Source organism: Alteromonas sp. G4i13 (assembly GCF_054960505.1).
The window spans coordinates 1-21689 of record NZ_JBHNYX010000044.1; the positions used below are offsets into that span (position 1 = coordinate 1).

General features: G+C 43.2%; 20 protein-coding genes and 6 tRNA genes. 8 read left to right on the forward strand and 18 right to left on the reverse strand.

All coding sequences use genetic code 11. The features are described 5' to 3' along the window. Positions 1–21 precede the first annotated feature (21 nt). The 9 genes from ACFI6J_RS17570 to ovoA form a co-directional block, all read right to left on the reverse strand. Positions 22–108: transfer RNA gene (locus ACFI6J_RS17570), tRNA-Leu, on the reverse strand. A gap of 59 nt (positions 109–167) precedes the next feature. Next, positions 168–241 (reverse strand) — tRNA-Cys (locus tag ACFI6J_RS17575). Between the two features lie 41 nt (positions 242–282). Continuing rightward, a tRNA-Gly gene (locus ACFI6J_RS17580) sits at positions 283–358 on the reverse strand. Between the two features lie 169 nt (positions 359–527). Next, positions 528–1100, reverse strand: a complete 573-nt coding sequence (gene pgsA / locus ACFI6J_RS17585) for a CDP-diacylglycerol--glycerol-3-phosphate 3-phosphatidyltransferase (protein ID WP_014949608.1) — start codon at positions 1098–1100, stop codon at positions 528–530. Between the two features lie 123 nt (positions 1101–1223). Further along, entirely contained in the window at positions 1224–3041 is a 1818-nt protein-coding gene (uvrC, locus tag ACFI6J_RS17590) for an excinuclease ABC subunit UvrC (protein ID WP_039227661.1), read from the reverse strand. 31 nt (positions 3042–3072) lie between these two features. Further along, positions 3073–3717, reverse strand: coding sequence for a UvrY/SirA/GacA family response regulator transcription factor (gene uvrY / locus ACFI6J_RS17595; protein WP_014949610.1), 645 nt, complete (start codon positions 3715–3717; stop codon positions 3073–3075). 180 nt (positions 3718–3897) lie between these two features. Continuing rightward, positions 3898–4626 (reverse strand): pirin family protein, encoded by a 729-nt coding sequence (locus tag ACFI6J_RS17600; protein WP_462586288.1) that lies wholly within the window; start codon positions 4624–4626, stop codon positions 3898–3900. 207 nt (positions 4627–4833) lie between these two features. Then, positions 4834–6297: an aminotransferase class I/II-fold pyridoxal phosphate-dependent enzyme gene (locus ACFI6J_RS17605; RefSeq protein ID WP_287498443.1), complete on the reverse strand. Its 1464-nt coding sequence runs from the start codon at positions 6295–6297 to the stop codon at positions 4834–4836. A gap of 136 nt (positions 6298–6433) precedes the next feature. Beyond that, the gene (gene ovoA, locus ACFI6J_RS17610) at positions 6434–8545 is read right to left on the reverse strand and encodes a 5-histidylcysteine sulfoxide synthase (protein WP_321825483.1); all 2112 of its coding nucleotides are present in this window, start codon (positions 8543–8545) and stop codon (positions 6434–6436) included. Positions 8546–8973: 428 nt separating this feature from the next. On the opposite strand from ovoA, the gene ACFI6J_RS17615 reads away from it, so the two are divergent. Beyond that, a complete protein-coding gene (locus ACFI6J_RS17615; protein ID WP_342340922.1) occupies positions 8974–9375 on the forward strand; it encodes a hypothetical protein in 402 nt (133 codons plus the stop codon). Between the two features lie 71 nt (positions 9376–9446). Here the strand turns inward: ACFI6J_RS17615 and ACFI6J_RS17620 are convergent. From ACFI6J_RS17620 to ACFI6J_RS17635, 4 genes are all read right to left on the reverse strand, one after another. Then, positions 9447–9538 (reverse strand) — tRNA-Ser (locus tag ACFI6J_RS17620). A 400-nt stretch (positions 9539–9938) separates the two neighbouring features. Continuing rightward, positions 9939–10030 (reverse strand) — tRNA-Ser (locus ACFI6J_RS17625). A gap of 169 nt (positions 10031–10199) precedes the next feature. After that, complete coding sequence (locus ACFI6J_RS17630; protein ID WP_342340921.1) at positions 10200–11090, reverse strand: DODA-type extradiol aromatic ring-opening family dioxygenase; 891 nt, start codon at positions 11088–11090, stop codon at positions 10200–10202. A gap of 176 nt (positions 11091–11266) precedes the next feature. Continuing rightward, a complete protein-coding gene (locus tag ACFI6J_RS17635; protein ID WP_014949616.1) occupies positions 11267–11716 on the reverse strand; it encodes a DoxX family protein in 450 nt (149 codons plus the stop codon). A gap of 194 nt (positions 11717–11910) precedes the next feature. Between ACFI6J_RS17635 and ACFI6J_RS17640 the strand changes: the two genes are divergently transcribed. Continuing rightward, positions 11911–12816, forward strand: a complete 906-nt coding sequence (locus ACFI6J_RS17640; protein WP_075177980.1) for a LysR family transcriptional regulator — start codon at positions 11911–11913, stop codon at positions 12814–12816. 182 nt (positions 12817–12998) lie between these two features. Here the strand turns inward: ACFI6J_RS17640 and ACFI6J_RS17645 are convergent, their stop codons facing one another. Together ACFI6J_RS17645 and ACFI6J_RS17650 are read right to left on the reverse strand one after the other, a co-directional pair. Next, positions 12999–14465, reverse strand: coding sequence for a DUF3360 family protein (locus tag ACFI6J_RS17645; protein WP_462586289.1), 1467 nt, complete (start codon positions 14463–14465; stop codon positions 12999–13001). 143 nt (positions 14466–14608) lie between these two features. Next, positions 14609–14700, reverse strand: a tRNA-Ser gene (locus ACFI6J_RS17650). Between the two features lie 239 nt (positions 14701–14939). Here ACFI6J_RS17650 and ACFI6J_RS17655 point away from each other — a divergent pair. From ACFI6J_RS17655 to ACFI6J_RS17675, 5 genes are read left to right on the forward strand one after another with little or no spacing between them, the layout of a single operon-like run. Then, complete coding sequence (locus ACFI6J_RS17655) at positions 14940–15605, forward strand: Bax inhibitor-1/YccA family protein (protein ID WP_014949619.1); 666 nt, start codon at positions 14940–14942, stop codon at positions 15603–15605. A gap of 55 nt (positions 15606–15660) precedes the next feature. Beyond that, complete coding sequence (gene tusD / locus ACFI6J_RS17660) at positions 15661–16050, forward strand: sulfurtransferase complex subunit TusD (protein ID WP_462586290.1); 390 nt, start codon at positions 15661–15663, stop codon at positions 16048–16050. Further along, entirely contained in the window at positions 16050–16418 is a 369-nt protein-coding gene (locus ACFI6J_RS17665) for a DsrE family protein (protein WP_462586291.1), read from the forward strand. Before tusD ends, ACFI6J_RS17665 begins: the two co-directional genes overlap by 1 nt. Further along, complete coding sequence (locus tag ACFI6J_RS17670; RefSeq protein WP_462586292.1) at positions 16418–16762, forward strand: hypothetical protein; 345 nt, start codon at positions 16418–16420, stop codon at positions 16760–16762. The genes ACFI6J_RS17665 and ACFI6J_RS17670 overlap by 1 nt, the downstream gene beginning before the upstream one ends. Continuing rightward, positions 16759–17106 (forward strand): TusE/DsrC/DsvC family sulfur relay protein, encoded by a 348-nt coding sequence (locus tag ACFI6J_RS17675; protein WP_462586293.1) that lies wholly within the window; start codon positions 16759–16761, stop codon positions 17104–17106. Before ACFI6J_RS17670 ends, ACFI6J_RS17675 begins: the two co-directional genes overlap by 4 nt. 44 nt (positions 17107–17150) lie before the next feature. Here ACFI6J_RS17675 and ACFI6J_RS17680 read toward each other — a convergent pair whose 3' ends face one another. Next, on the reverse strand, positions 17151–17927 hold the full coding sequence (locus tag ACFI6J_RS17680; protein ID WP_462586294.1) for a hypothetical protein: 777 nt from the start codon (positions 17925–17927) through the stop codon (positions 17151–17153). 377 nt (positions 17928–18304) lie between these two features. On the opposite strand from ACFI6J_RS17680, the gene ACFI6J_RS17685 reads away from it, so the two are divergent. Beyond that, positions 18305–18742 (forward strand): host attachment protein, encoded by a 438-nt coding sequence (locus tag ACFI6J_RS17685; protein WP_061095154.1) that lies wholly within the window; start codon positions 18305–18307, stop codon positions 18740–18742. Positions 18743–18818: 76 nt separating this feature from the next. On the opposite strand, the gene ACFI6J_RS17690 is transcribed toward ACFI6J_RS17685, so the two are convergent. Continuing rightward, complete coding sequence (locus ACFI6J_RS17690; protein ID WP_462586295.1) at positions 18819–19532, reverse strand: SOS response-associated peptidase family protein; 714 nt, start codon at positions 19530–19532, stop codon at positions 18819–18821. A gap of 144 nt (positions 19533–19676) precedes the next feature. Then, positions 19677–21641, reverse strand: a complete 1965-nt coding sequence (locus ACFI6J_RS17695; protein ID WP_462586296.1) for an alpha/beta hydrolase family protein — start codon at positions 21639–21641, stop codon at positions 19677–19679. Positions 21642–21689: the final 48 nt, after the last annotated feature.

The following is a 21689-nucleotide window of genomic DNA, read 5'->3' on the forward strand; positions in this document are numbered from 1 at the left end:
ACTGTAAGTCATTGATTTAAATGGTGCCCGGGGCCGGACTTGAACCGGCACGCTGTTACCAGCGAGGGATTTTAAATCCCTTGTGTCTACCAATTTCACCACCCGGGCATCGGGTTGCTTTTCAGCAAAGGTGTCAGGCGTAGAACCTGATGCTGCGTTGCAGCGTTTGGAGGCGGAACCCGGAGTCGAACCGAGATAGACGGATTTGCAATCCGCTGCATAGCCATTCTGCCATTCCGCCAGATGCGTCTGGCGTGTGATTAAAACTCATCTCTAAGAGATTGGAGCGGGAAACGAGATTCGAACTCGCGACCCCGACCTTGGCAAGGTCGTGCTCTACCAACTGAGCTATTCCCGCATGTCTTAATCGACCATTTCGTTTGGTTGATGTCCTCTCGAAATGTGGGGTGCATTCTACCTACCCATTCAAAACTGTCAACACAAAAAAGCGTTTAAATTGAGATAAATGCGGTTTTTTATGATCGTTTGCTATTTTTTTATTCACTTTGATTAATGTACGATCAATTTCACTTTACTGCGCCACTTCGAAGGTGTGGCCAGGCCGCTTTTGTATAAACAAACATTGACCAAATTGACAGCACTGCTGAGAAATATAAAAGAATATAACCTAACGAAACCCAATAAATTGTGATACCCATGAAGGTTTCTAATCCCGACAACAAGCCAATTAAGGCTAACATTTGCGCAGTGGTTTTTGCTTTACCTATAAAAGACACTTTAACCGCATCCCTTACACCATTCGAACCCATCCATTCACGTAACGCCGACACATAAATTTCACGAACCAATAGCGCAATAGATGGCAACGTGATCCACAGGTTTGCATAACTATGAGTAATCATAAGAAGAGCAGCGCCCACAATGAGCTTGTCTGCTACAGGATCTAAGAATGCACCAAAGGGTGTAGACTGCTGTAGTTTTCTTGCTAGATAGCCGTCAAACCAGTCCGTTATTGCCGCAAGCCAAAAAATAAATGCGCCTGCCTCGTGCGCCCAGCGCCAATCAAGAAAATAAACAACTACAAATACAGGAATAAGGATTACTCGGAATAAAGTAATACAGTTTGGAACAGTCCACATAAAAAGTACGTCTCGGTGTTATGCCTCTATAGGCGTTTTAGCGCGGTAGCGTATAAGCTCTGCATCTTTCATTTTTCTAACACATTACCTTAATTTGTAATGCATTGCTTGTTACTCATTCATTTATTGATGAAGGTGGTCGTAAATAGTTTCCGCCAGTTCAGGGCTTATACCAGGTACATTTGAAATTTCATCTTTGCTGGCTTTCTTAAGACCCTGCAAGCCCCCCATGAATTTAAGCAGTGTTTGTCTGCGTTTAGCACCAATACCAGGTATGCTTTCCAAACTCGACGTGGTTTTAACTTTCTGGCGTCGGTTGCGGTGCCCAGTAATGGCAAATCGGTGAGATTCATCGCGAATATGCTGAATAAGGTGAAGCCCTGGCGAATGGCTATCCATCGGCAGAACCTGATGGCTACCTGCCAGTATTAGTGTTTCTAAGCCAGGCTTACGGGTGGTGCCTTTTGCCACGCCTAACAGCATAGGCTTTTTATCATGGGGCCAATCTTCAAAAAACGCTTCTGCTTGGGCAAGCTGTCCTTTACCACCGTCTATTAATAGAAGGTCAGGTATTTTTTGCACTTCTTTCACTGACTTGTAGCGACGTTTTAACGCCTGTGCCATGGCCGCGTAGTCATCACCTGGGGTAATGCCTTCTATATTGTATCGGCGATAGTCACTTTTGTGCGGACCTTCACGATTAAATACCACGCACGAAGCAACCGTTTGCTGGCCAGACGTATGTGATATATCAAAACACTCCATGCGTTGAATAGGCGTATCAACTTCCAGTGCCGCTTCTAAGTCGAGATAGCGTGCAAACACAGACTTTTGCTGACTGTATTGAGCATCTAACGCAGTTTGCGCATTTGACTGCGCCAGTTGCAGGTACTTGCGCTTCTCTTCCCTCGCCCCTTTAAAGAACTGAACCTTGTGCCCCGCTTCACTGGCTAGTACATCTGCTATAGCGTCTTCGTCAGTTAATGTATTGCTAAGTACTATCTGCTTGGGAATAACTTTGTTACCCGCCAGATAGAACTGTAGGAAGAAAGATTCAAAAACTTCTTGTTCATCGGCAGTGTTGGGTACTTTGGGAAAATAGGCCTTGCTGCCTAACAACTGCCCTTCACGAATAAACATTACCTGAATACACGCCATATTGCCTTTGAACGCAAACCCAAACACATCCATTTCGTCTTGAGTACCGGCAACCCACTGTCGTTCTTGAACTTTTCTTAGTGCATTAATCTGATCGCGGTAACGGGCAGCGGCTTCAAAGTTGAGTGCCTCGCTGGCTGCTTCCATCTTTTCCACCAGCCCACCAATGACCTGCTGGTTTTTACCTTTCAAGAACAAGCGTGCAAAATTGACCTGCTCTTTATATTCTTCATCGCTCACATAGCCTTCTACACACGGCGCACTGCAGCGCTGCATCTGATACTGAAGACAAGGTCTGCTGCGTGCTCGGTAATAGCTATCTTCGCACTGACGTACGGGGAAGATTCGCTGCATTGAACGCAAGCTTTCTCGCACCGACCACGCACTGGGGTATGGGCCAAAGTATTCGCCCTTTTTCTTTTGAGGGCCGCGATGGAAAGAAAGCCTTGGATGTTCGTGGTCGGATAAGAAGATAAAGGGATAAGACTTGTCGTCACGCATGACCACGTTGTAACGCGGTTTGTATTTCTTGATGAAGTTGTTCTCAAGCAAGAACGCTTCGGTTTCGCTGTTTACAACCGTGACATCCATGTTCGCAATCTGACTAACTAGCGAACGCGTTTTGGCGTTATCAAGATTACTACGAAAATAGCTTGATACACGCTTTTTAAGGTTTTTGGCTTTTCCTACGTAAATAACCTCTTCCTGACTATTGTACATGCGGTACACGCCAGGTTGAGAGGTTAGATTCTTAAGAAATGCTGCTGAATCAAATGCAGACATAATCACTTTGACGTTACGCGTCTAGTGACGCTTAAAAGGTGTTAGGATTGATAAGCTTATGACGATAGGCCAAGTGCGTTAGCTCTACATCAGAATTTACGCCTAACTTTTGAAACATTCGGTAACGGTAAGTATTAACCGTTTTTGAGTTAATACTGAGTTCTCGGGCTATATCCGGCACTTTGTGACCTTCGGTTAATCGCATTGCTATTGTAAGTTCTCTACTCGATAGCTCGTCAAACGGATTATCCGAACTAGGCAATAACTTACCGATGGCTATGCTATTGGCCACTTCTTGATCAACATACTTTTGTCCTGCCGCAACTTTATGGATAGCGCGTATTACTTCGTCTGGCTCTGCATCTTTTGTCAGAAAACCGTATGCGCCTGCGTCCATAACTTGCATTGGAATAGGACTTTCCTTATGCATTGAAACACAAATAACACGCGTATTTTCAGACATACGAACAATTTTCTTTGTCGCCTCCAGTCCACCAATACCGGGCATATTCACGTCCATGAGTACCACATCTGGCGCGTTTTTTCGGCACAAAAGTACCGCGTCTTCACCGTTCTTCGCTTCTGCGAGAATAGTAAAATCGTCTACGTCTTCCAGAATCCGGCGTATCCCTGTTCTGACCAAATCATGGTCATCTGCTAGGATTATTTTTATCACTCTAGTATCTCACTGACTTCAGTTTTACATACAACTGGAATAAAGACTGATAATGCTCATTAATGAGAAGTATTACCAGCCTTTAACCTTATCCAAGTCATCATACCACGAGATAAGAATTCGTGAAGTAGAGATACACAATTTGAAACTAAATTATTGATCTAGATTACTTTTAGGCAGCTATTTAGGTAATTCAAACCACAAGGCCACACTTTCCTCTGAGGCTTTCAGACGAATGATGTCTTGCTCGTAAATACCCAAAGCATCGCCTGCCCCTATTTCAACTGAATTCGTTTCACTGTCTACCACAGCCTGTACATTACCGCTAATCATATGAAGGTAACCCTTTTGGTCTTCAGTGCCATGCTCCCATGTTTCGCCAGCTTTCAAAATTAAACGGCTGATTGCCGCATTTTGCTTAATGCGTAATGACCCTTCCCTACCGTTATCACTTACTAATAATTCAAGCTTTGAATCATGGTTATTTCCACCCGCCTGTGTGCCAAAGGTTTTTTGCGCATAGCTGGGCGTACCGCCTTTTTCATTGGGCACAATCCAAATTTGCAGAAAGTTAACAGGCTCTTCAGTAGAAGGGTTAAACTCTGAATGCATTATACCCTTACCTGCACTCATTACTTGCACGTCACCCGCAGGCACTACGTACTCATTACCGGTATTATCTTTGTGCTTTAAAGCACCGCTCACAACATATGAAATTATCTCCATATCTCTGTGACCGTGGGTTTCAAAACCTCTGCCGGCCTGAACAACATCGTCATTGATAACCCGTAGCGCTGAAAACCCCATATGTTTTGCATCATAATAATGTCCAAACGAAAAGCTATGTTGGCTTTTTAGCCAGCCAAAGTTCACTTTTCCTCTTTCATTCGCTTTTCTCAAATACATCATCTTGTATTCCTTATAACCGTAAGCCGCCACTGGCTCTTCTCCCCAACAGGAGTAACGCTGGGCGATAGAACATGTGTCAAGGGCTAATTATTTAATAAGGCCATTTTAATCCTCTTTAATAGGAATAAAATGTCATATATTTGAGCTTATTATTCTAATATTTAGAATTAAACTAACTATCGGTCAACAGATGCGGGTTAAGCTACGCTAAGAAATAAAGCACAGTCTTTGCAGCGCGGTTTCTACAACCGCAGGGTGACAGGCTAAATTTAGCCTAATATGGTGTGGAGAACCAAAGGTCGCGCCGTCGTTACCTATCACGCCTCGCTCAATACATCCTTCCACAGTGGTCACGGGTGAATATTTGAGAGGTTGACGAGAAGCGTCACCTAAAGGAGCTTCATCCACAGAAGCGATACTGTTCGGCTGTGTTAAATGCGAAGGGAATGTTGAAAGGTCTAGCCACAAGAAATAGCCAGCGCTGCCCATTGTATAATTAACAGATAAACCATAGTGCTCAAAGAAGCGCACAACAAGCTTTCGGTTGAAGCTCAACGCACTTTTTACGCTGTCTATCCAAGTACTTCCCTTCTCATAGGCGGCAATCAACGCAACTTTTCCTAAGTTACTTGCGTTCAGGTGCCTGCTATTAATAGCTTGGGCAAACGTCTCTCTGATCGTTTTATCCTTAATGACCGCATACGATGCACCTGGAATACTCGCTAGGTTAAACGCCTTGGATACGCTATTGATGTGGATAATGCGTGGCAGTTGATGAGTATGGATGTTACCACCGTTTTGACTTTCTTTGCGCCTCTCGCTCTTATTGCTTACCTCTGCACCAAACATGGGGATTAGCGTTGGTTCATTTGACGAGTTAAATGCAAACTCGCTGTGCACCTCATCAGTGATCATTAAAATATCGTTCTTGGCGCAGAAGCTCATAATAACACGCTGCTCTTCTGCACTTAACACTGTACCCGTAGGGTTATTAGGATGGCAAATCACGAATGCAGCCGCAGCACTATCGAAGGCTGAAGTATCTATAGTTGCGTTAGAACCCTCGACGTCTTCCTGACGACTTTTGTCGCTACCCTTTGTCGCGGCAACTTCAGAAAGCTTAGTCTGAATTTGACGCGCGTTTTGAATGACTGGAATAGATACTGGCGTTAAGCCGTTATTATTAATAGTCTCTGTTAATGGGGAATAGGTTGGTGTTAAAACCATGACTTTTTGACCAGGTTGGCAAAAAGTGTGAAGCGCAACGTCTATTGCTCCTATTGCGCTCGCAACATCCACAACATCGCCACTTTCCACTTTAAATCGACTACTTTTTTGCGTGGTACGCTCAAAACGTTTTGCTACCGCGTCACCGATATCAAGGGACTGATATCCATAAGTAGAGCGAAGGTTTTGTGTAATCGAGCTGAGAATTTCATCACAAGGCGGGATGTCCATATCCGCTATCCACATTGGAATAGGGTCTTGCTGAGACGCGACAACGTTCGCTTGAGATGAAGACGCGCCCTGAAAGCGGCGAAATATCGCTGAATATTTAAGACGGGTTTGATCGAGTTTCAGGTGAGAAGGTGCCTGCCATACATCCTTGTAAGGCATAAACTCGCTTTGCATAGCGTTGAACACGGGGAGATGGCTTAGCGCGTTGCTCACCTTCACATTATCCTATCTATATAGCCTTACGCATTTACTATTGGCTAAAGGCCTTCTGAAATCTATTATATTTTAAGCGCGAAACACGCGTACCGCGCTCACTTTATATTGCACACACACTTTAATAGACACCGTGTTATTCTATCTTTTCAAACACGTTAAATTCAGAAAGCGTATGTTGGTATTTCCGCTTTGTTTCTCGAATGACAAATGGAATGTCTTTAGGTTCAGCAATTCGTTTAAAGCTCTGACCTAATGCATCTTCAAGCGCCTGAGTAGAGCTAAGCGTTTCACCATTTTCATCTTTGTAGCCGCCCAACCATTCACTTCTTTCGGTATACTCTTCCAACCATGTAAAGGGGCTGGCGACAACGAGCAATCCACCTTTATTTAGCCGCGTGGCCATGTCCGTTAATACCTTTCTTGGACTATACACTCTATCAATAAGGTTGCCTAAGAAGATCAAGTCGTAGCCTGTGAATTGCGGCTTCAAATTACACGCATCACCTTGTGCGAAAGCAACGTTGTCTACACTGTCATCTAAACCGAGCGCGGAGAGCTTGCGCGCCTTAAACGACGTAAGTTCACCTTCTTCTATAAGGTTATAGCGTATTTCACCACGCTCTTGCATCTCAAACGCTGTTTTTATAAAGCGTGCAGAAAAATCGATGCCATCGACATGATCGAAGTATTTTGCAAGTTCAAAGGTAGACCGACCAACGGCACACCCTAAATCTAACGCTTTAGCGTGTTGACGCCCTTGCATAGCGTCAATACAAAACTGCGCACTGGCTTTAGCAAAATTAGGGACGCCGTAGTACTCGTCGCCGTAATGGAATTCACTGTATTGCGAAACCTGTGTATCACTTTCATAATCAAAATCGTTCACTGCTATAACTCGCTTTCCTTGAACATACCGAAACCCCGCGTGCTGAAAGAAGTGGCGCCTAAAAGCGTAACGACTATCTTTCATTGCTTCGTTACCTGTAGATACCCAACTACCGCCTTTAATGAGGTTATGCTTATTGTCGAATGTTGGTGTTGTAAAGTCGTCATATAAAGGATGAACGCTAAAGCCCTCAAACGGATAGATGGGTGTTTCTGTCCATTGCCATACGTTGCCAACAACATCATAAAATTCGCCGGACTTATTAACATTAACAGGTTCACTCGACGCATACTTTTGCAGCGCTATGTTGAATCCTTCGCTGTATACGGTTTGTGTTATACCAGCCTGCTGTCGTAACGCTTGCCATTCATTTTCAGTCGGCAGACGAATAAGATCACCCGTTTTTTCACTCAAGTAGTTACAAAACGCTTTCGCTTCATGATAATTCACATCCACAGGCCAATCTAAAGGTAGTGGATGCTCTTCAAGCATGCTGCGATATAAATAATCATCACCCTTTTTAATCCAAAATACAGGATACTGAGCTTTAGTGTATTCACGCCACTTATTGCCTTCAGCCTCCCAGTATTTTGCGTTGTTATAGCCGCCGTCTTGCACAAACGATAAATACTCACCATTACTTACAAGAAATTTAGACGCACTAAACTCGCTAACGGATTCTTGCTGAGAACCATATTCATTGTCCCAGCCGTAATAAGCACTGTCCCACGCTTTGTCATTTATGACTTTCTGTGCCGGAACGGTCATTAAAACATTAGCCTCTAACGCTTCAGCATTAGTTTGCATAGTGCTACATGCAGGCCATTCTGGGCTGGGGCGTACCGATGCAATGGGTAGCTGTCTGATTAGAACAGATGAGGTTTCTAAATGAATACGTTCATGCTCTATTCCCATAACAACGGGCCACATTGGACTTTCCCAGTCAATAGGCATGCTGAAAGACATGGTATCTATTAAATCGCATACCAATGTGCGCACTTGATTACGATATTGACGCACCTCTTCCACCTTCGGCCAGTCGTAATTTTCATCGTTAAGATCATCCCAACTCATTTCATCAACACCAATGGCAAATAGCGATTCAAATTTTGGGTTAATGCGCTCGTTTATTGCCTTAGACAGTACTAATTTATTGATAAAGAAAGTAGCAGTATGACCAAAATAGAAAATTAACGGATGGCGCAACTTTTCAGGTCGTTGATAAAATACGTCATCATTGGCAAGACAAGAGAAAAGCGATTCGTAGGTATCAAAGGAATCGAGGAAATAAGCCTTTATTTCCTGTCTTTTTTGCTCAACTGTTCCGTCCCGTAAATTAAGTGTGGGCATTGCCTGCATAATGTCCTCTCGATTTTTGTTATTACTACCAACTGCGTAGGACCAGCGCCATAAAAATAAAAGAAGAGCGCTTTAAAATGCCGTAATGATTTCAGTTGATTGCTAACCCTTTATGTATACCAAGCTTTTATGAATAAAGCGCGACATAACTAGGTTTTTATGGAATGTCCTGTAATTACAAGATACAGACAGGATGAGATCAGAAAATATTTCATAACAAACTTATGCCTGCGATGATGCTGTGAAACACCGTTTAACTTAAAGCTCGTGATCATAAAAAGCATGGAGATACCGTTGGTTATCATGTTACGTTTACCTAGCTTACTAAATGCCCGATTCAACGTTGGCTAATAAGCTGCGTCGGTAAACAGCATACTTATACGCTTATACCTTCACACCTTCAGAAACGAAAAAGGATTTTTCTTAACATGAAATCAGTAATTTACATAGCAGTAACGCTGCTCTCGTTGTACGGTTCACCCGCGACTGCAGCTGACAACTATACTAATGCGCTTCTCAATGAAGCCGTTCGCAAAGGCAATAAGAGTACCCCTTTAATTGTAAACCCAACACTCACTATGGAGCGCCTATCAACCAGTGACGGAGAGATCACTTATCACTATCGCTCTATGACGTTGACTCAAAACAAAGGCGTTAATCAATTTGTAGAGGAACAACAAAAGAAGCTCTATCCGTATGTGTGCACTTCACCCTCGCAAGAAATTTTTAGGCGACATGGAATTACAGTTAATTATTTGTACAACGATAAGAATAATGATTTTTATGCGGTGATAAGAATCGAAACTACAACGTGTAACGAGGTTGGTTGAAAACGTTCTAGCAGCACGCTTTTATTTGACCCATAAAAAAAACCCGCAACAATGTGCGGGTTTTTCGTATTTGGCGGAGAGTGAGGGATTCGAACCCCCGGTGGGTTTGACCCCACGTCTGATTTCAAGTCAGGTGCATTAAACCGGGCTCTGCCAACTCTCCTGAAGTGACGCTTATCTTAATGATTTACGTGACGCTGTAAAGCACTAATTTCAATTAAATCAATCAACTGGTGAAATATTCACCTTTTCGCAAGAATAATAACCATCTTGGTAGAAAATGACCTGCGTTCTCGTTATTTAAAAACACTATTAGCGTTAACCTACTATAAATGCACGTAAAACTTAAAACGAAGTTTTTTAAAAGCGATTGAAGTTCTCACTCAAAAATTCTCATTAGGTATTCTATGCACGTGACAGTTCATGATGCCAAAATGATAATGTTCGTTTAGCTTTGAACAATATAGTTTTGCGTAGGTTTCACTCTTGGCTATAGCCATATACTAAAGCGCGTAAATTTAGCCCATAAAAAAACCCGCAACAATGTGCGGGTTTTTCGTATTTGGCGGAGAGTGAGGGATTCGAACCCCCGGTGGGTTTGACCCCACGTCTGATTTCAAGTCAGGTGCATTAAACCGGGCTCTGCCAACTCTCCTGAAGTGCTGCGTATCTTAATGATTTATGTGGGACTGTAAAGCACTAATTTTAACATTTTTACTCAAACGACCAATTGATAATCAAAGTGCTCAAAATTTAATTGCTCTCGTTTAACGCAGCCGGTATCCAATCAGGTGTTGCACTGACGCGGCAATGTGAAGCACTGGTCAATCACACCACATAAACATGCTTGCAGGTTTGGTTAGAAGCGTTAAAGACAGGGCTTTATCAGCTGCTCTATTATTAACACCATAACAAACATGGAGAGGGAGAAGGTGCTCTTCTCTAGGATGGGCGTATCGCGCATCCGGCGCGCAGTACCATTCAACAAGACGAGCTTTTCGTTCATTCTCGCTGTAGGCACTGGTCTGCATAGTTGTCTGAAGCCAGTTATTAAAGCGCGTTGCTTTTCGCATTGCATCATCGGAGCTATCAAAAAAGCCCTGCATATTGTGAAAAGAAGACCCCGAGCCCAATACTAAAATATTCACTTCGTTCTTTGCTTCACTATTTACAGGCTCTACCCCGAGTTCAACAGCTTTCCTAATTGCTTCCCCCAATAGCACATGCTTTTTAGAATCCAAATCAGACGTAATGGATAGTTGAATACAGGGTACATCGGCACTGGGATACATAATACTTAGGGGAATGAACATTCCATGATCGAAACCACGTGCCCTATCCTCCCGTACAGCGATGCCTTGCCCTGCTAAACGCTTTAGTAATAAAGTTGCGAGTGCTACTTCCCCTTTGGCCGGATATTCAAGGGAATACGCCTCTTTAGGGAAGCCATAATAGTCATAAATCAAGGAAGGTTCTGGGTGAGTAGTTACACAGACTTCAGTATCTTCCCAATGGGCACTAATCACTATGACTGCATCAGGTTTGGGTAAATCTGTTGATAATGCTTTGAGCGCTTCAATCATTTCAATGTGATAGGCAGGCATTCTCGCCTCTCCTACTGACTGCATTTCAAGAAGTGGAAGCGGCCCTCCACCATGAGAAATATAAGCGGTGTTAATTCTCACAGACGGGCGAGTTTTCGTTCGCTGTTGCATAAAACCATACCTTGTTAGATGTAGAGAATACCATTCCTGCATTCCCACGCTTCGCTAGGAAACTTGCCAGCGTCTTCAGAGTGGGCAATTATCAATGCGGATTGATATAAGGGCTCTATAGCCATTGAAACCGGCGCATTTGGGCCGGTTTCGTTAGTCGTCGAATCTCACAACCGCTATTTATTAAGCTTGTGACTAATAAGAGAGTCGATTGAAAGTTTACCGCCACCTTGAATAGCTAGCGCACCTGTTGCAGCAAGTAACGTTAGTGCAAACTCGTAACCGTTGTTAGTCATAAATAAACCGTTTGCTGCATGTACACTAAAAATCGCAATCACCATTGTGAATGCACTTACTAAAGCGGCTGGGCGTGTTAGAAAACCTATAATAAGCGCTAGCCCGCCAAAAAACTCAGCGCTGCCGGCCAGCAATGCCATTAAAAAGCCTGGCGCTAAACCAATGCTTTCCATCCACTGACCTGTGCCTTCTAGTCCATAACCACCAAACCACGCAAAAAGCTTTTGTGCGCCGTGTGCGGTAAGAATAATGCCCACAGGCACACGTAAAACCAAACTAGAAATACTGCTGTTAGAAGTAAAAATGTTTTTCAGAAATTGCTTGTTCATTGTTGAATCCTCAAAGTCTCTCGTAATTGAAAGTGTCTTATCTAAAAAGTGATGAACGCTCCGCCTGACTTCATTGAGTTGGCACAGCGCTAACCTGATGCATATAGAATAGTTACCAACACCTATTGAATAAAGCGGTTAAATATTGAATGATTACCAACAATTTGTTGTTTATAGAGACGAATGGCTAAACGATGGATAAATTATCGCTACTGAAAACCTTCTGCGTTGTTGCGAATGAAGGCAGTTTTACAAAAGCTGCAGAAAAGCTAGACACGTCAAATCAACTCGTAAGCAAGTATGTTGCCGAATTAGAGAAGCAACTTGATACGCGTTTATTCAATCGCACTACAAGAAAAATTCACCTAACCGAGGCTGGTCAGCAGTGTTTGCAACATGCAAATCATATTCTAGAAAGCGTAACCGATATGGAAAGTCAGCTTGGGTTGCTCAATACAGAAGCAAAGGGAGTTCTGCACGTAAGTGCCCCTGTCTCTTTCTCAACATTACATTTAGCGAGTGCACTCAGTGCGTTTCAACAAGCACACCCTCACGTATCGATAAACTTGCAGCTAAACGATAGAAAGATTGATGTGATAGACGAAGGGTTTGATGTAGCAATACGTGCAGGTCACCTAGCTAACTCGTCGCTGGTGGCCAAGAAAATCACAACGATAAAGCTGGCCCTGTGCGCTTCACCAGCCTACCTGGAAAAATATGGCACACCGCAACATCCAGCCGAATTAAAACCTGAACACTATCTTGAGTACTCCTACGTCAACTACGATAACGATAAATCAGTGCTTATTGCGGCGCTTAAAGCAAATGCCCAGACTGTGACGCCCAAGCTAACCGCCAATAATGGAGAAGTCCTAACCAATGTAGCAAAGCAGGGTGAAGGTTATGTACTTCAACCTACCTTCATTGCCGGTGAAGCGCTCAAAAACGGGGAACTCGTGTCCATACTGGACGATTTCGTACCGCAAGCTATCTCTTTGTATGCGGTCTATCCTCATCGTAAGCTCATTTCTAATAAGCTAAGGGTTTTCATTGACTTTTTATCAAGCTATTTTGAAAGTACGCCCTACTGGGACAAGTAAATCGCGGTACGCGTAACGCTTAATTTATGTGGTAAAAACGTAACTTCAGTGGATGAGGGATATCAGCATAATAAATTAAATAAAAACGGCGTGGAGAAACACCTCCGACGCCGTTCGCGTAATAGCATATCTGGTTTCAGTAACTTAAACTCTAAAAGAGTAACCTTACCCTAAAGCCCTCATCACATTCTGAAGGTTTCCATAATCGCGGGCACCCCCGGGAACATACCAATTAGTGCCATAACGGTACATAGCACCAAAAACGTAATTCCTGGAATTAGCCAACGCCCTGCTTTGCCGAGTTCTCCAGCTCTATCTTTACACCCAACGAGCCCCAAATTATCCAAAAGCATGGTAAAAGACCATCCGAATACTGGATTAACTAACACAGAGGAGATCACCACCAATGCGGCAGACTGGGTCGTTTTACCTTCACGCGTCATTTGCATACCGGCTTCCATTAGCGGCAGAAAGACCCCAACAATAAGCGCTACGCAAAGCACTGGCGGCCAAATTGCTAGATCCATGGGGTAACCCCAAAGTGCCGCTACAACGCATAAAAAGCCAGTAACTAACGCACCACCGGGTATGGGTCTGCGCGCGATTGAAGCCGGAATAATGTAGGTCCCCCACGAAGATGAGATATTCCCCCCTCCCAGTAGGCTTCCCACTGCCTGACGACTAGATGCAGCAATCATGGTGTCATCTATATTCATGTGCGCTCGTTCACTTTTTTTAGGGTAGCTAAGCTTTTGAAAGACTTGATGACCTAAGAAATCTGGCGACCACATAGATACTGCCAGCACAGCAAAAGGCAGCACAGCAATGAAATGTGACCAGTCTGGCAGGCCTAGTTTCCAACCTGTGTCTTCCCCCCACCAATAAGCAGGGTTCAAGTTAGGCATACCCGGCGACGTTGTGAACTCAAATGGCGCACCGAAGGAAAACGCAATGACGGCCGCCATCACCGCACCAAGCGGAATGGCTAGCCAGCGCTTTTGAATATGCTCTAGCCATGCATACATTAAAATAGTGGCAATGATCACCACGAAGGCTAAGTAAGCCATATCGAAGCTTTCTGCCCACGCAAAGAGTTTCTTCACCTGGCCTGTAATGCCTATAAACCCTAAGTACAACAGCAGCCCACCGCATACACCGTTACTGGTTAGCCTAGCAAGCACACTGCCGCCCTTCGTTACTCCTAAAATAAAACCAAATAGTCCAATGAGCAGACCGAGCGCCATGGGATGTCCGCCAGATGCAACAATAAGAGGTACTAAGGGCAGTAAGGGGCCGTGTGTACCAGCTAAATTAGCTGACGGGTTCAGAAAACCGGAAATCAGAACAACGAACAAGACTGCTGCAATGAGTAATTCAAAGCGCACGTTTTCAATAACAAACTCAGGAGATAGCCCTAGCGGTGCTGCGAATGCACCTACTACGGCGGCAACCATAACGATTTTTCCTATGGTCGCCGCCATGCCTGGCACAAAGTCTTCCCACTCAACGCGGTAGTCTTTACCAGGCAGGTTCAACCGCCAACGTTTTGGAGAAAGTATTTGAAGTTCGTGATTTAAATAGTCGTCTCTTGATTTAAAACTACTGCTCGGCTTGTGAAGATTTTGATAAGAAGAACTTTCTTGTGACACATAACACCTTTAGATTGCGCGAAGAAAAGCGCAAGCCTAAACATGTGAACGGAATGTAACAATGCGACTGTGGTCTTATACGAAAGTCTAACGTGGAAGACGGGCATAAAAAAACCCGCAACAATGTGCGGGTTTTCATAATATGGCGGAGAGTGAGGGATTCGAACCCCCGGTGGGTTTGACCCCACGTCTGATTTCAAGTCAGGTGCATTAAACCGGGCTCTGCCAACTCTCCTGAAGTGCTGCGTATCTTAATGATATTTTTATGACTGTAAAGCGAAAAATTAAAAAAGTTGTCTAAGTGCCGAGATTTCAACCAAATAGACTGTTTAGCACGTATAAGAGATGTTTTTATATTCACCTGACACCATTTTCATCTGAAACTACTTGAAAATGGGAACTAAAACCCATACAACATACACTAAATAATTGTGTACCATTTTGGTCATATCATAAGTCCTGTTGGAGGAAACAATGGATCAACGTTCGATGTATTCAAGTGCATCTCAACCATCGGTATTGCAGACGAACAAGGTTCTACGCAACACCTATATGCTGCTTGCGATGACACTGGCGTTTAGTGCGGTTTGTGCTGGTATAGCAATGGCAGTAGGCATTTCTCCTATGATGTCTCTTGTTATGACTATCGGCGCTTTTATTACGTTATTTGTAGTTCAGAAAAAAGCTGATTCAGCATCTGGTATCTACTGGGTGTTTGCATTCACGGGTTTAATGGGTGCATCACTAGGTTACACGCTTAATTTCTATCTAGGCGTTGCGGGTCCAGGCTTGATCATGGAAGCGCTAGGTGCAACAGCCCTTGTATTCTTCGCGCTATCTGGCTACGCGTTAACCACTAAGAAAGACTTCTCATTCATGGGCGGCTTCTTGGTTGTAGGTCTAGTTGTAGTGCTTGTAGCTGCTATTGCGAACATCTTTTTCGCAGTTCCAGCGGTAAGCTTAGCAATCAGTGCAGCGATTGTGTTTATTATGTCAGGTTTCATCTTGTTTGATACAAGTCGTATCATCCACGGTGGTGAAACAAACTACATTCGTGCAACAGTTTCGCTATACTTGAACATATACAACTTGTTCACGTCTATCCTTCACCTTCTAGGTGCGTTTGGTGGCGACGATTAAAACAGCGTTAAAGGTTTAAAGAGAAACACCCCTTAACCGGGGTGTTTTTATTTGTATGGCAGAATATTCAGTACTTATCACATCATCACCGTTTCAAGGCGATACAGCGTTACGCGCCCTCTCCTTTGCACAAGGTGTAATCGATAATGGTGATGTAATAAACAACGTTTTCTTTTATAGCGAAGGTGTTCACCACACCAATAACTTAATGCTAAAGACGGGCAACGAGCTGTTCGTACTTGATAGCTGGAAGACTCTAGCGACTGAACACAACGTGAAATTACTCGTATGCATTACCGCCGCCGTTAAGCGAGGTATTGTTAGTGAGTTAGAGGCGCAAGAGAATGGGTTGTCTCAGGCCAACTTAACCGCACCTTTCGAGCAAGCTGGCTTAGGCGAATTCTTCACAGCGCTCCATGATTGCAACAGGTTGGTACAATTCTAATGGCGCAACTACTTATTAGGTTTACGCAAAGCCCTTTTTCCAATGCTAAAAGCCAAGACGGTTTAGATTTTGCGCTTGCTGCAACAAACTATGGGCACGATGTTAAAGTGCTTTTTGAAAGCCAAGGTGTACTGCAGCTTGTTAAGGCAGCTTCTATCAAAGGACTAAAAAATCACACCAAACGTTTAGCTAGCATGCCGTTTTTCGATATCGAAGATTGCTTTGTGTGTAGAGCAAGTGCAAATACCTACGATATTGAACAGGTTCTTGCTAATAACAGTTTAGTTGATGAGTTAGACTGTGAGTGGATAACCCCAGAAGAAAAAGTCACGCTTATCCAAAGCGCAGATCATGTGGTGACATTCTAATGCTTATTACTATTTCAACGCCAATTTTGAGTACTGAATACAAACAGCTTATTGAAGCCACTTATGAGCAATCGACTTCTACTTATGTTGTATTTGTTGGTGATGGCGTTTATGCCCCTGCATTAAACACCGCGTTTTTTGAGCAGCTGGCCAATACGGTAAAAAGCACGGTAGAGAGTACGACAAAAGGCACAGCAAAAGACAAACCAACGCTAAACCTGTCGTTCTTGAGTACAGATGCGAATACCAGGGGCGCAAATCTTCCCGAACATATTAATCCTATTTCCCACAAAGAACTTGCTGCAATATCAGCAAAAAATCAGCACTGGATACCCCTTTCATGACACAAGACACCTATAGCTTCAATTATAAAGGGCAAGCGATCCCTACAGACAAAGCCGGGTATTTACTCGACTATACCCTTTGGGAAGAAGGTATGGTTGAGTTGCTGGCGCAAGAAGAGAACATTGAATTAACCGAAGCCCACTGGGAAGTGGTGCGCTTCGTACGCGCATTCTATGAAGAGTACGAAACCAGCCCAGCGATTCGTGCTTTGGTGAAAGCTATGGCCAATAAGTTTGGGCCAGAAAAAGGTAATAGCCGCTACCTGCAGCGACTCTTTAAAAAAGGCCCGGCTAAGCAAGCCACCAAACTGGCAGGGTTACCTAAACCTGCCAAATGCTTGTAAAGGCGTTGCTGAAAAGGCCAGGCATAATTTAGTTCTGTTTTCCGTCAATCGCACCGCTCCGGAAAAGCGTACACTGTCTCTGTACAAGGAGTCTGGCCATTACTCGCATAGCAAGTGCGCATACTCACTGTTCTTTTGCAAATTCCTGGAGAAATGGTATCTAAAGTATTTGAAGAATCTAGACCTGGGCCAATATGAGCCCCCCAATATTGGTTTTTTGCCTGTTTTTTAGCAAGTTCTCTTCGGCACTGCTCGTCGTCAGCAATGGTATTAGTTGTTTCATCTATTTCGCCATCCATAAATGCTAGCGCATGGGTCATCCCATCAATTTTAGACATGCCTCTCTCTAGGCTTAATGCTACCGAATTTAACTTATATTTATGATTTGTAGAGAGTTCCGACAAAAAGCCAAGTCGAAAAACTAAGCGATTCTCAGTATCACCAACAATAGCAATGCTAGACTCTCCACTTAAGTCACGATAAACATTAAGGTCTACTGAATGGCCATCAATTTCAATTTCTAGACCAGTCAATTCCTCACCTTTACCTAAATCATTGAGATTTAAATCTTTAGCGTTCACGTGGTCTATAATGCGACTTTCAATTTGGTTGCTGACCACTTTTTGCCTCCTTGCTCCTTTGTAATATTCAGAAACAACATAGCATGTGGCTGATGTTTCAGATGATGCCTTTGTAGTTGATGTAAAAGAGGCCTTTTTCGGGCTATTAAGGGAGTTTGGCTGCTCAGATTCATTCATGGTCGAAGCATTCACTATTGCGGGTAAGAATAGAAACGCCGCTAAGATTCCTATTTTATTCATTGAAAAGTCCTTATCTCTTATTTCTTATGTCCTATTTCTTATAATGGTTAATGTAGACTGCAACCTCCCTCCAATCAATATTATTGTTCAAAAACATATATTATGATTTGATAATTTATATTAACCTTATGGATTAAGCATAACTTGCTTCTTCCTAGTTATTATTCCAACCAAACGCTTTGCACGGGTTGAACCCCGATTCGAGGTAGCGAGCAGAGTAGCCGCCCTACAGTTATTTGCTTTAGCTTTGGTGTTGATATTGCAACTCCCCTCTTAAATTAGCGTTTTATCTCGGGTTTCAGGCATATTTTTCATACTTGCCTTTTACCGAACACCATAAACGTGAATGTTTTACATAAATGGACATAGGAGGCTGTATGACAGTTCAAAAACACTACGTAATTGTGGCCAACCACGACGACGCCACAGCTTACACCTATACCAACCACGGAAGTGCACTTGTTGAAGTAAAAAAGTGGCACAACGAGTTTAGTGGCGCGAGTGACCAAGACATTTATACAGATAAACCCGGCAGACAATCGGCTCCCGCTTCGCAAGTACCAGGCGTTGATAGCATGAATCGAAAAGATGCCGCCGAACTCGAAGATGAACGATTTGCTAGTGACATTGCTGACTGGCTAGATGGTGAGCGTAAACGAGGGGCGTTGGGCTCGATAGATATTATTAGTGGGCCTGGATTTCTTGGCAAATTGAGAAGCGGAATGTCATCTCAATGTTCAGACGTCGTCGACAAAGAAGTGAGAAAGAATGTTTTAGGTGCAGACGAGGAAACCTTGCTTTCCTACCTTAAATAAAACGTTATTTAGTAGTTAGATTGTCACAGGCGGCTGTTGTCATTGCCGCCTTCTCTTACTCGCTTATAAGTAAAAGTCAGCGGTTTTCGTCAGCCTTTAACACGTTAACTTCACCGATTGCCTCGGCGCTTTTAAACGTCTTTACTCGCGTAACTTCGAGATCGGTATAAATACGAGGATTATTCAAAATATATTCTACCTCATTGTTCAATGAGCCTTGTGTGTCAGCCGCTAACCACGCATTTATCGCATGTGCATTATGTGGAAGAAAGCAAGGAATGGATTTTTCATGATACTGGCTAAATCCCTCTACGGGTGGGCGCGTCACTACTGCACAGGAAAATAGGCCATTACTAAACCGCCGGTATACCGCGCCAATTAACAATGCACCAGTAGCCGGTTTCATTAAAAAGTGCGCTTTTCCTTTACCAAGTGGGTTTGACTCCCCTACTGCAGTTGCGACAACCACAGCGCGTCGTTCACGAATGAACTTGCTCCAATAAGGGCTATCGAGATTTCGAGCGTTAAATGTTGTTCTATCACCTACGGTAAGCGTGTTTCCATTAGGTTTTGCGTCAAACCACCACGTTGCATCGATGGTGCTATCACCAGATACAATTAAATTGGTAATTTGTCGTTCTGGCATTTTTCCAAATGCAGGATAAAAGTTAATAACATTGCTTGTGGAAGATTCATTGACAAAAAGCGGAATGGTTTGTGTAAGCCCGACTTCTTCAAGTAGCGCAATAACGTCAGGTGAGTCAGTAATACGCTGTATAAATCCGCACATAAGTCCTCGTATTGAAAAATGCTTCCGCCATTTTAAAATTCTATAGGTTCCATATCTCAAAATATTGCATGGTAAATGAAAAAAAGGAAAAGGGATTCACCCATTTCCTTTTTTTAAAGATAAACTTCAGTTTGTTCAGTCTAACTATTTAGCGGTGTGTTTATCAAAAAACTCAATCATTGCAGTCCAACGCTCGACGTTGTTTTCTTCTTTATAGAAACCGTGTGCCTCGCCAGACTTCATCATCCATTCGTACGGTTTATTGCGCTTTTCTAACTCTTCTCGTAACGCAAAAGCATGCTCTTTGGGTACGCGGACATCTTCCTCACCTTGGATGATGAATACAGGTACCTTTATTTTATCGACGTTTTTTACCGGAGATTGGCTATCACCATCAGGCAATACACGATTCAAGTAGTTTATACCAGATTGAGACTCTGGAATGTCGCCTGCAGATTTCATCAGTGCTAGGTCATACACTCCTACAAAACCTACTGTACACTTATATAAGTCAGGTTCTCTAATGACACTTTGGAGGGCGGCATAACCACCATAAGAAGCACCATAAACACACATTCTATTTTGATCAACAATGCCTTGCTCAATTAGATAATTGACGCCGTCGGTCATATCGTCGATCATTAGTGTTCCCCAAGATTTGAAACCTGCTTTCAGAAATTCTAAGCCATAGCCTCCTGAACCTCTGAAATTAGGTTGGAATACAGCATAACCGTGAGCCGCCAACACTTTAGCATCGCTTCTCATTTCAGTAAGTGTATCTTTTAAACCGTGAGGACCACCGTGTGGATGCATTATTAAAGGAAGGTTTTTTGATACACCTACTGGTAAAGTAAGAATGCCCGAAATCTCCTGACCATCTCTTGCCTTATAGGTAACAATTTTAGATTGGGGCATATCAAAATCGTTTAACCATGGTCGCGTATCAGTCAGTTTTGATAACTGTTTTTTATTTTTATTAAACAGATAATAAGCCGTGGGTTGATTAATCCCGCCAACTGCTACAATCATCTTTGAGCCGTCATACGTCGAAGATGTGATAGACACTACATTGCCCTTAAACGCTTGACGTAAACTAGCTAAAATTCGTTGTTCATCAGTATTTTTAACTTCACTAAAGTAAGTAGCACTGAGGTCTTTATATTCATATTCCGCGCCTATGACTTCTTGCACTTGCCCTCTAACTTCGTGCAATATAGGCTCCACATCAACCATTTCATGGGCAGCTAAAACAGTGTGCTTTTTAGTATCAATGTTATAAGTTGCGACAGCATCTGTATCAGTTTCAATGGTACTAAGTCCAACTAGCGTTTTATCATCGGCCAAAAATACTAATGGATTGAAAAATGAATCAAATGATTCCGCCTGAAATGCCACTTGCCAGTCGTCGTTTACTGAACTTCGTACCATTAGCGTTACTTGATTATTTTCATTAGGATCTGAGCTCGTCATTGCCAAAGCTTCACCTTTGCTGTTGGTTATGATTCGTAAGCTATCTCCTGTAGATTTATACATACGTAACGGCATTCTACCCAACGATGCTTTTCGCCCATTGCTCACCTTCATTTTATAGAGATCCAAAAAAGGCTCTTTTGTTGACCCTTGAACGCTAAAAACGACGATGGCATCTGGATCGTCTGGTAAAAAATCTACGACCTGAGAGTATCGGGTATCACCACTTTTAGAGCGGTAGCCAGTGAGGACCACGTTATCACTGCCATCTGCATCCATCGCTAACAACTCTCCAGTCGGGACTGGTTGCTCTAGGGCGCCGACTTCACGCACCATGCTCAGTAAGAGACGTTCATCATTTAACCAGTTAAAACTGCCGACTGACTCTTTTCCCCTTCCTCGAGTGATCGATTGTACTTTTTGCTTTTCAATATCAAGTACCGTAAGGAAAACAACGCCATCATCATCTCTGGAAGTAGATGCCAGATATTTACCATCTGGGGATATTTTAATTTGTAAATACTGAGAGTGTTTTGCGAAAGCCTCTAAAACGGGCGTTTTCACTTCAGCATTTGTAGAAAAAGAGAAAGCTAGGCTTCCCAGCATAATCGTTTTCAAAAGCGATAAACGAGCTTTCATTTATAATTATCTCCATGTAAAAAAGCCCCCTATATTCGGGGGGCTTAC

Coding starts and splice junctions, on each gene's coding strand:
- pgsA (WP_014949608.1), bottom strand. CDS start 1,100: ATGTGGACTGTTCCAAACTGTATTACTTTATTCCGAGTAATCCTTATT.
- uvrC (WP_039227661.1), bottom strand. CDS start 3,041: ATGTCTGCATTTGATTCAGCAGCATTTCTTAAGAATCTAACCTCTCAA.
- ACFI6J_RS17600 (WP_462586288.1), bottom strand. CDS start 4,626: ATGATGTATTTGAGAAAAGCGAATGAAAGAGGAAAAGTGAACTTTGGC.
- ovoA (WP_321825483.1), bottom strand. CDS start 8,545: ATGCAGGCAATGCCCACACTTAATTTACGGGACGGAACAGTTGAGCAA.
- ACFI6J_RS17615 (WP_342340922.1), top strand. CDS start 8,974: ATGAAATCAGTAATTTACATAGCAGTAACGCTGCTCTCGTTGTACGGT.
- ACFI6J_RS17630 (WP_342340921.1), bottom strand. CDS start 11,090: ATGCAACAGCGAACGAAAACTCGCCCGTCTGTGAGAATTAACACCGCT.
- ACFI6J_RS17635 (WP_014949616.1), bottom strand. CDS start 11,716: ATGAACAAGCAATTTCTGAAAAACATTTTTACTTCTAACAGCAGTATT.
- ACFI6J_RS17640 (WP_075177980.1), top strand. CDS start 11,911: ATGGATAAATTATCGCTACTGAAAACCTTCTGCGTTGTTGCGAATGAA.
- ACFI6J_RS17655 (WP_014949619.1), top strand. CDS start 14,940: ATGGATCAACGTTCGATGTATTCAAGTGCATCTCAACCATCGGTATTG.
- tusD (WP_462586290.1), top strand. CDS start 15,661: ATGGCAGAATATTCAGTACTTATCACATCATCACCGTTTCAAGGCGAT.
- ACFI6J_RS17665 (WP_462586291.1), top strand. CDS start 16,050: ATGGCGCAACTACTTATTAGGTTTACGCAAAGCCCTTTTTCCAATGCT.
- ACFI6J_RS17670 (WP_462586292.1), top strand. CDS start 16,418: ATGCTTATTACTATTTCAACGCCAATTTTGAGTACTGAATACAAACAG.
- ACFI6J_RS17675 (WP_462586293.1), top strand. CDS start 16,759: ATGACACAAGACACCTATAGCTTCAATTATAAAGGGCAAGCGATCCCT.
- ACFI6J_RS17680 (WP_462586294.1), bottom strand. CDS start 17,927: ATGAATAAAATAGGAATCTTAGCGGCGTTTCTATTCTTACCCGCAATA.
- ACFI6J_RS17685 (WP_061095154.1), top strand. CDS start 18,305: ATGACAGTTCAAAAACACTACGTAATTGTGGCCAACCACGACGACGCC.
- ACFI6J_RS17690 (WP_462586295.1), bottom strand. CDS start 19,532: ATGTGCGGATTTATACAGCGTATTACTGACTCACCTGACGTTATTGCG.
- ACFI6J_RS17695 (WP_462586296.1), bottom strand. CDS start 21,641: ATGAAAGCTCGTTTATCGCTTTTGAAAACGATTATGCTGGGAAGCCTA.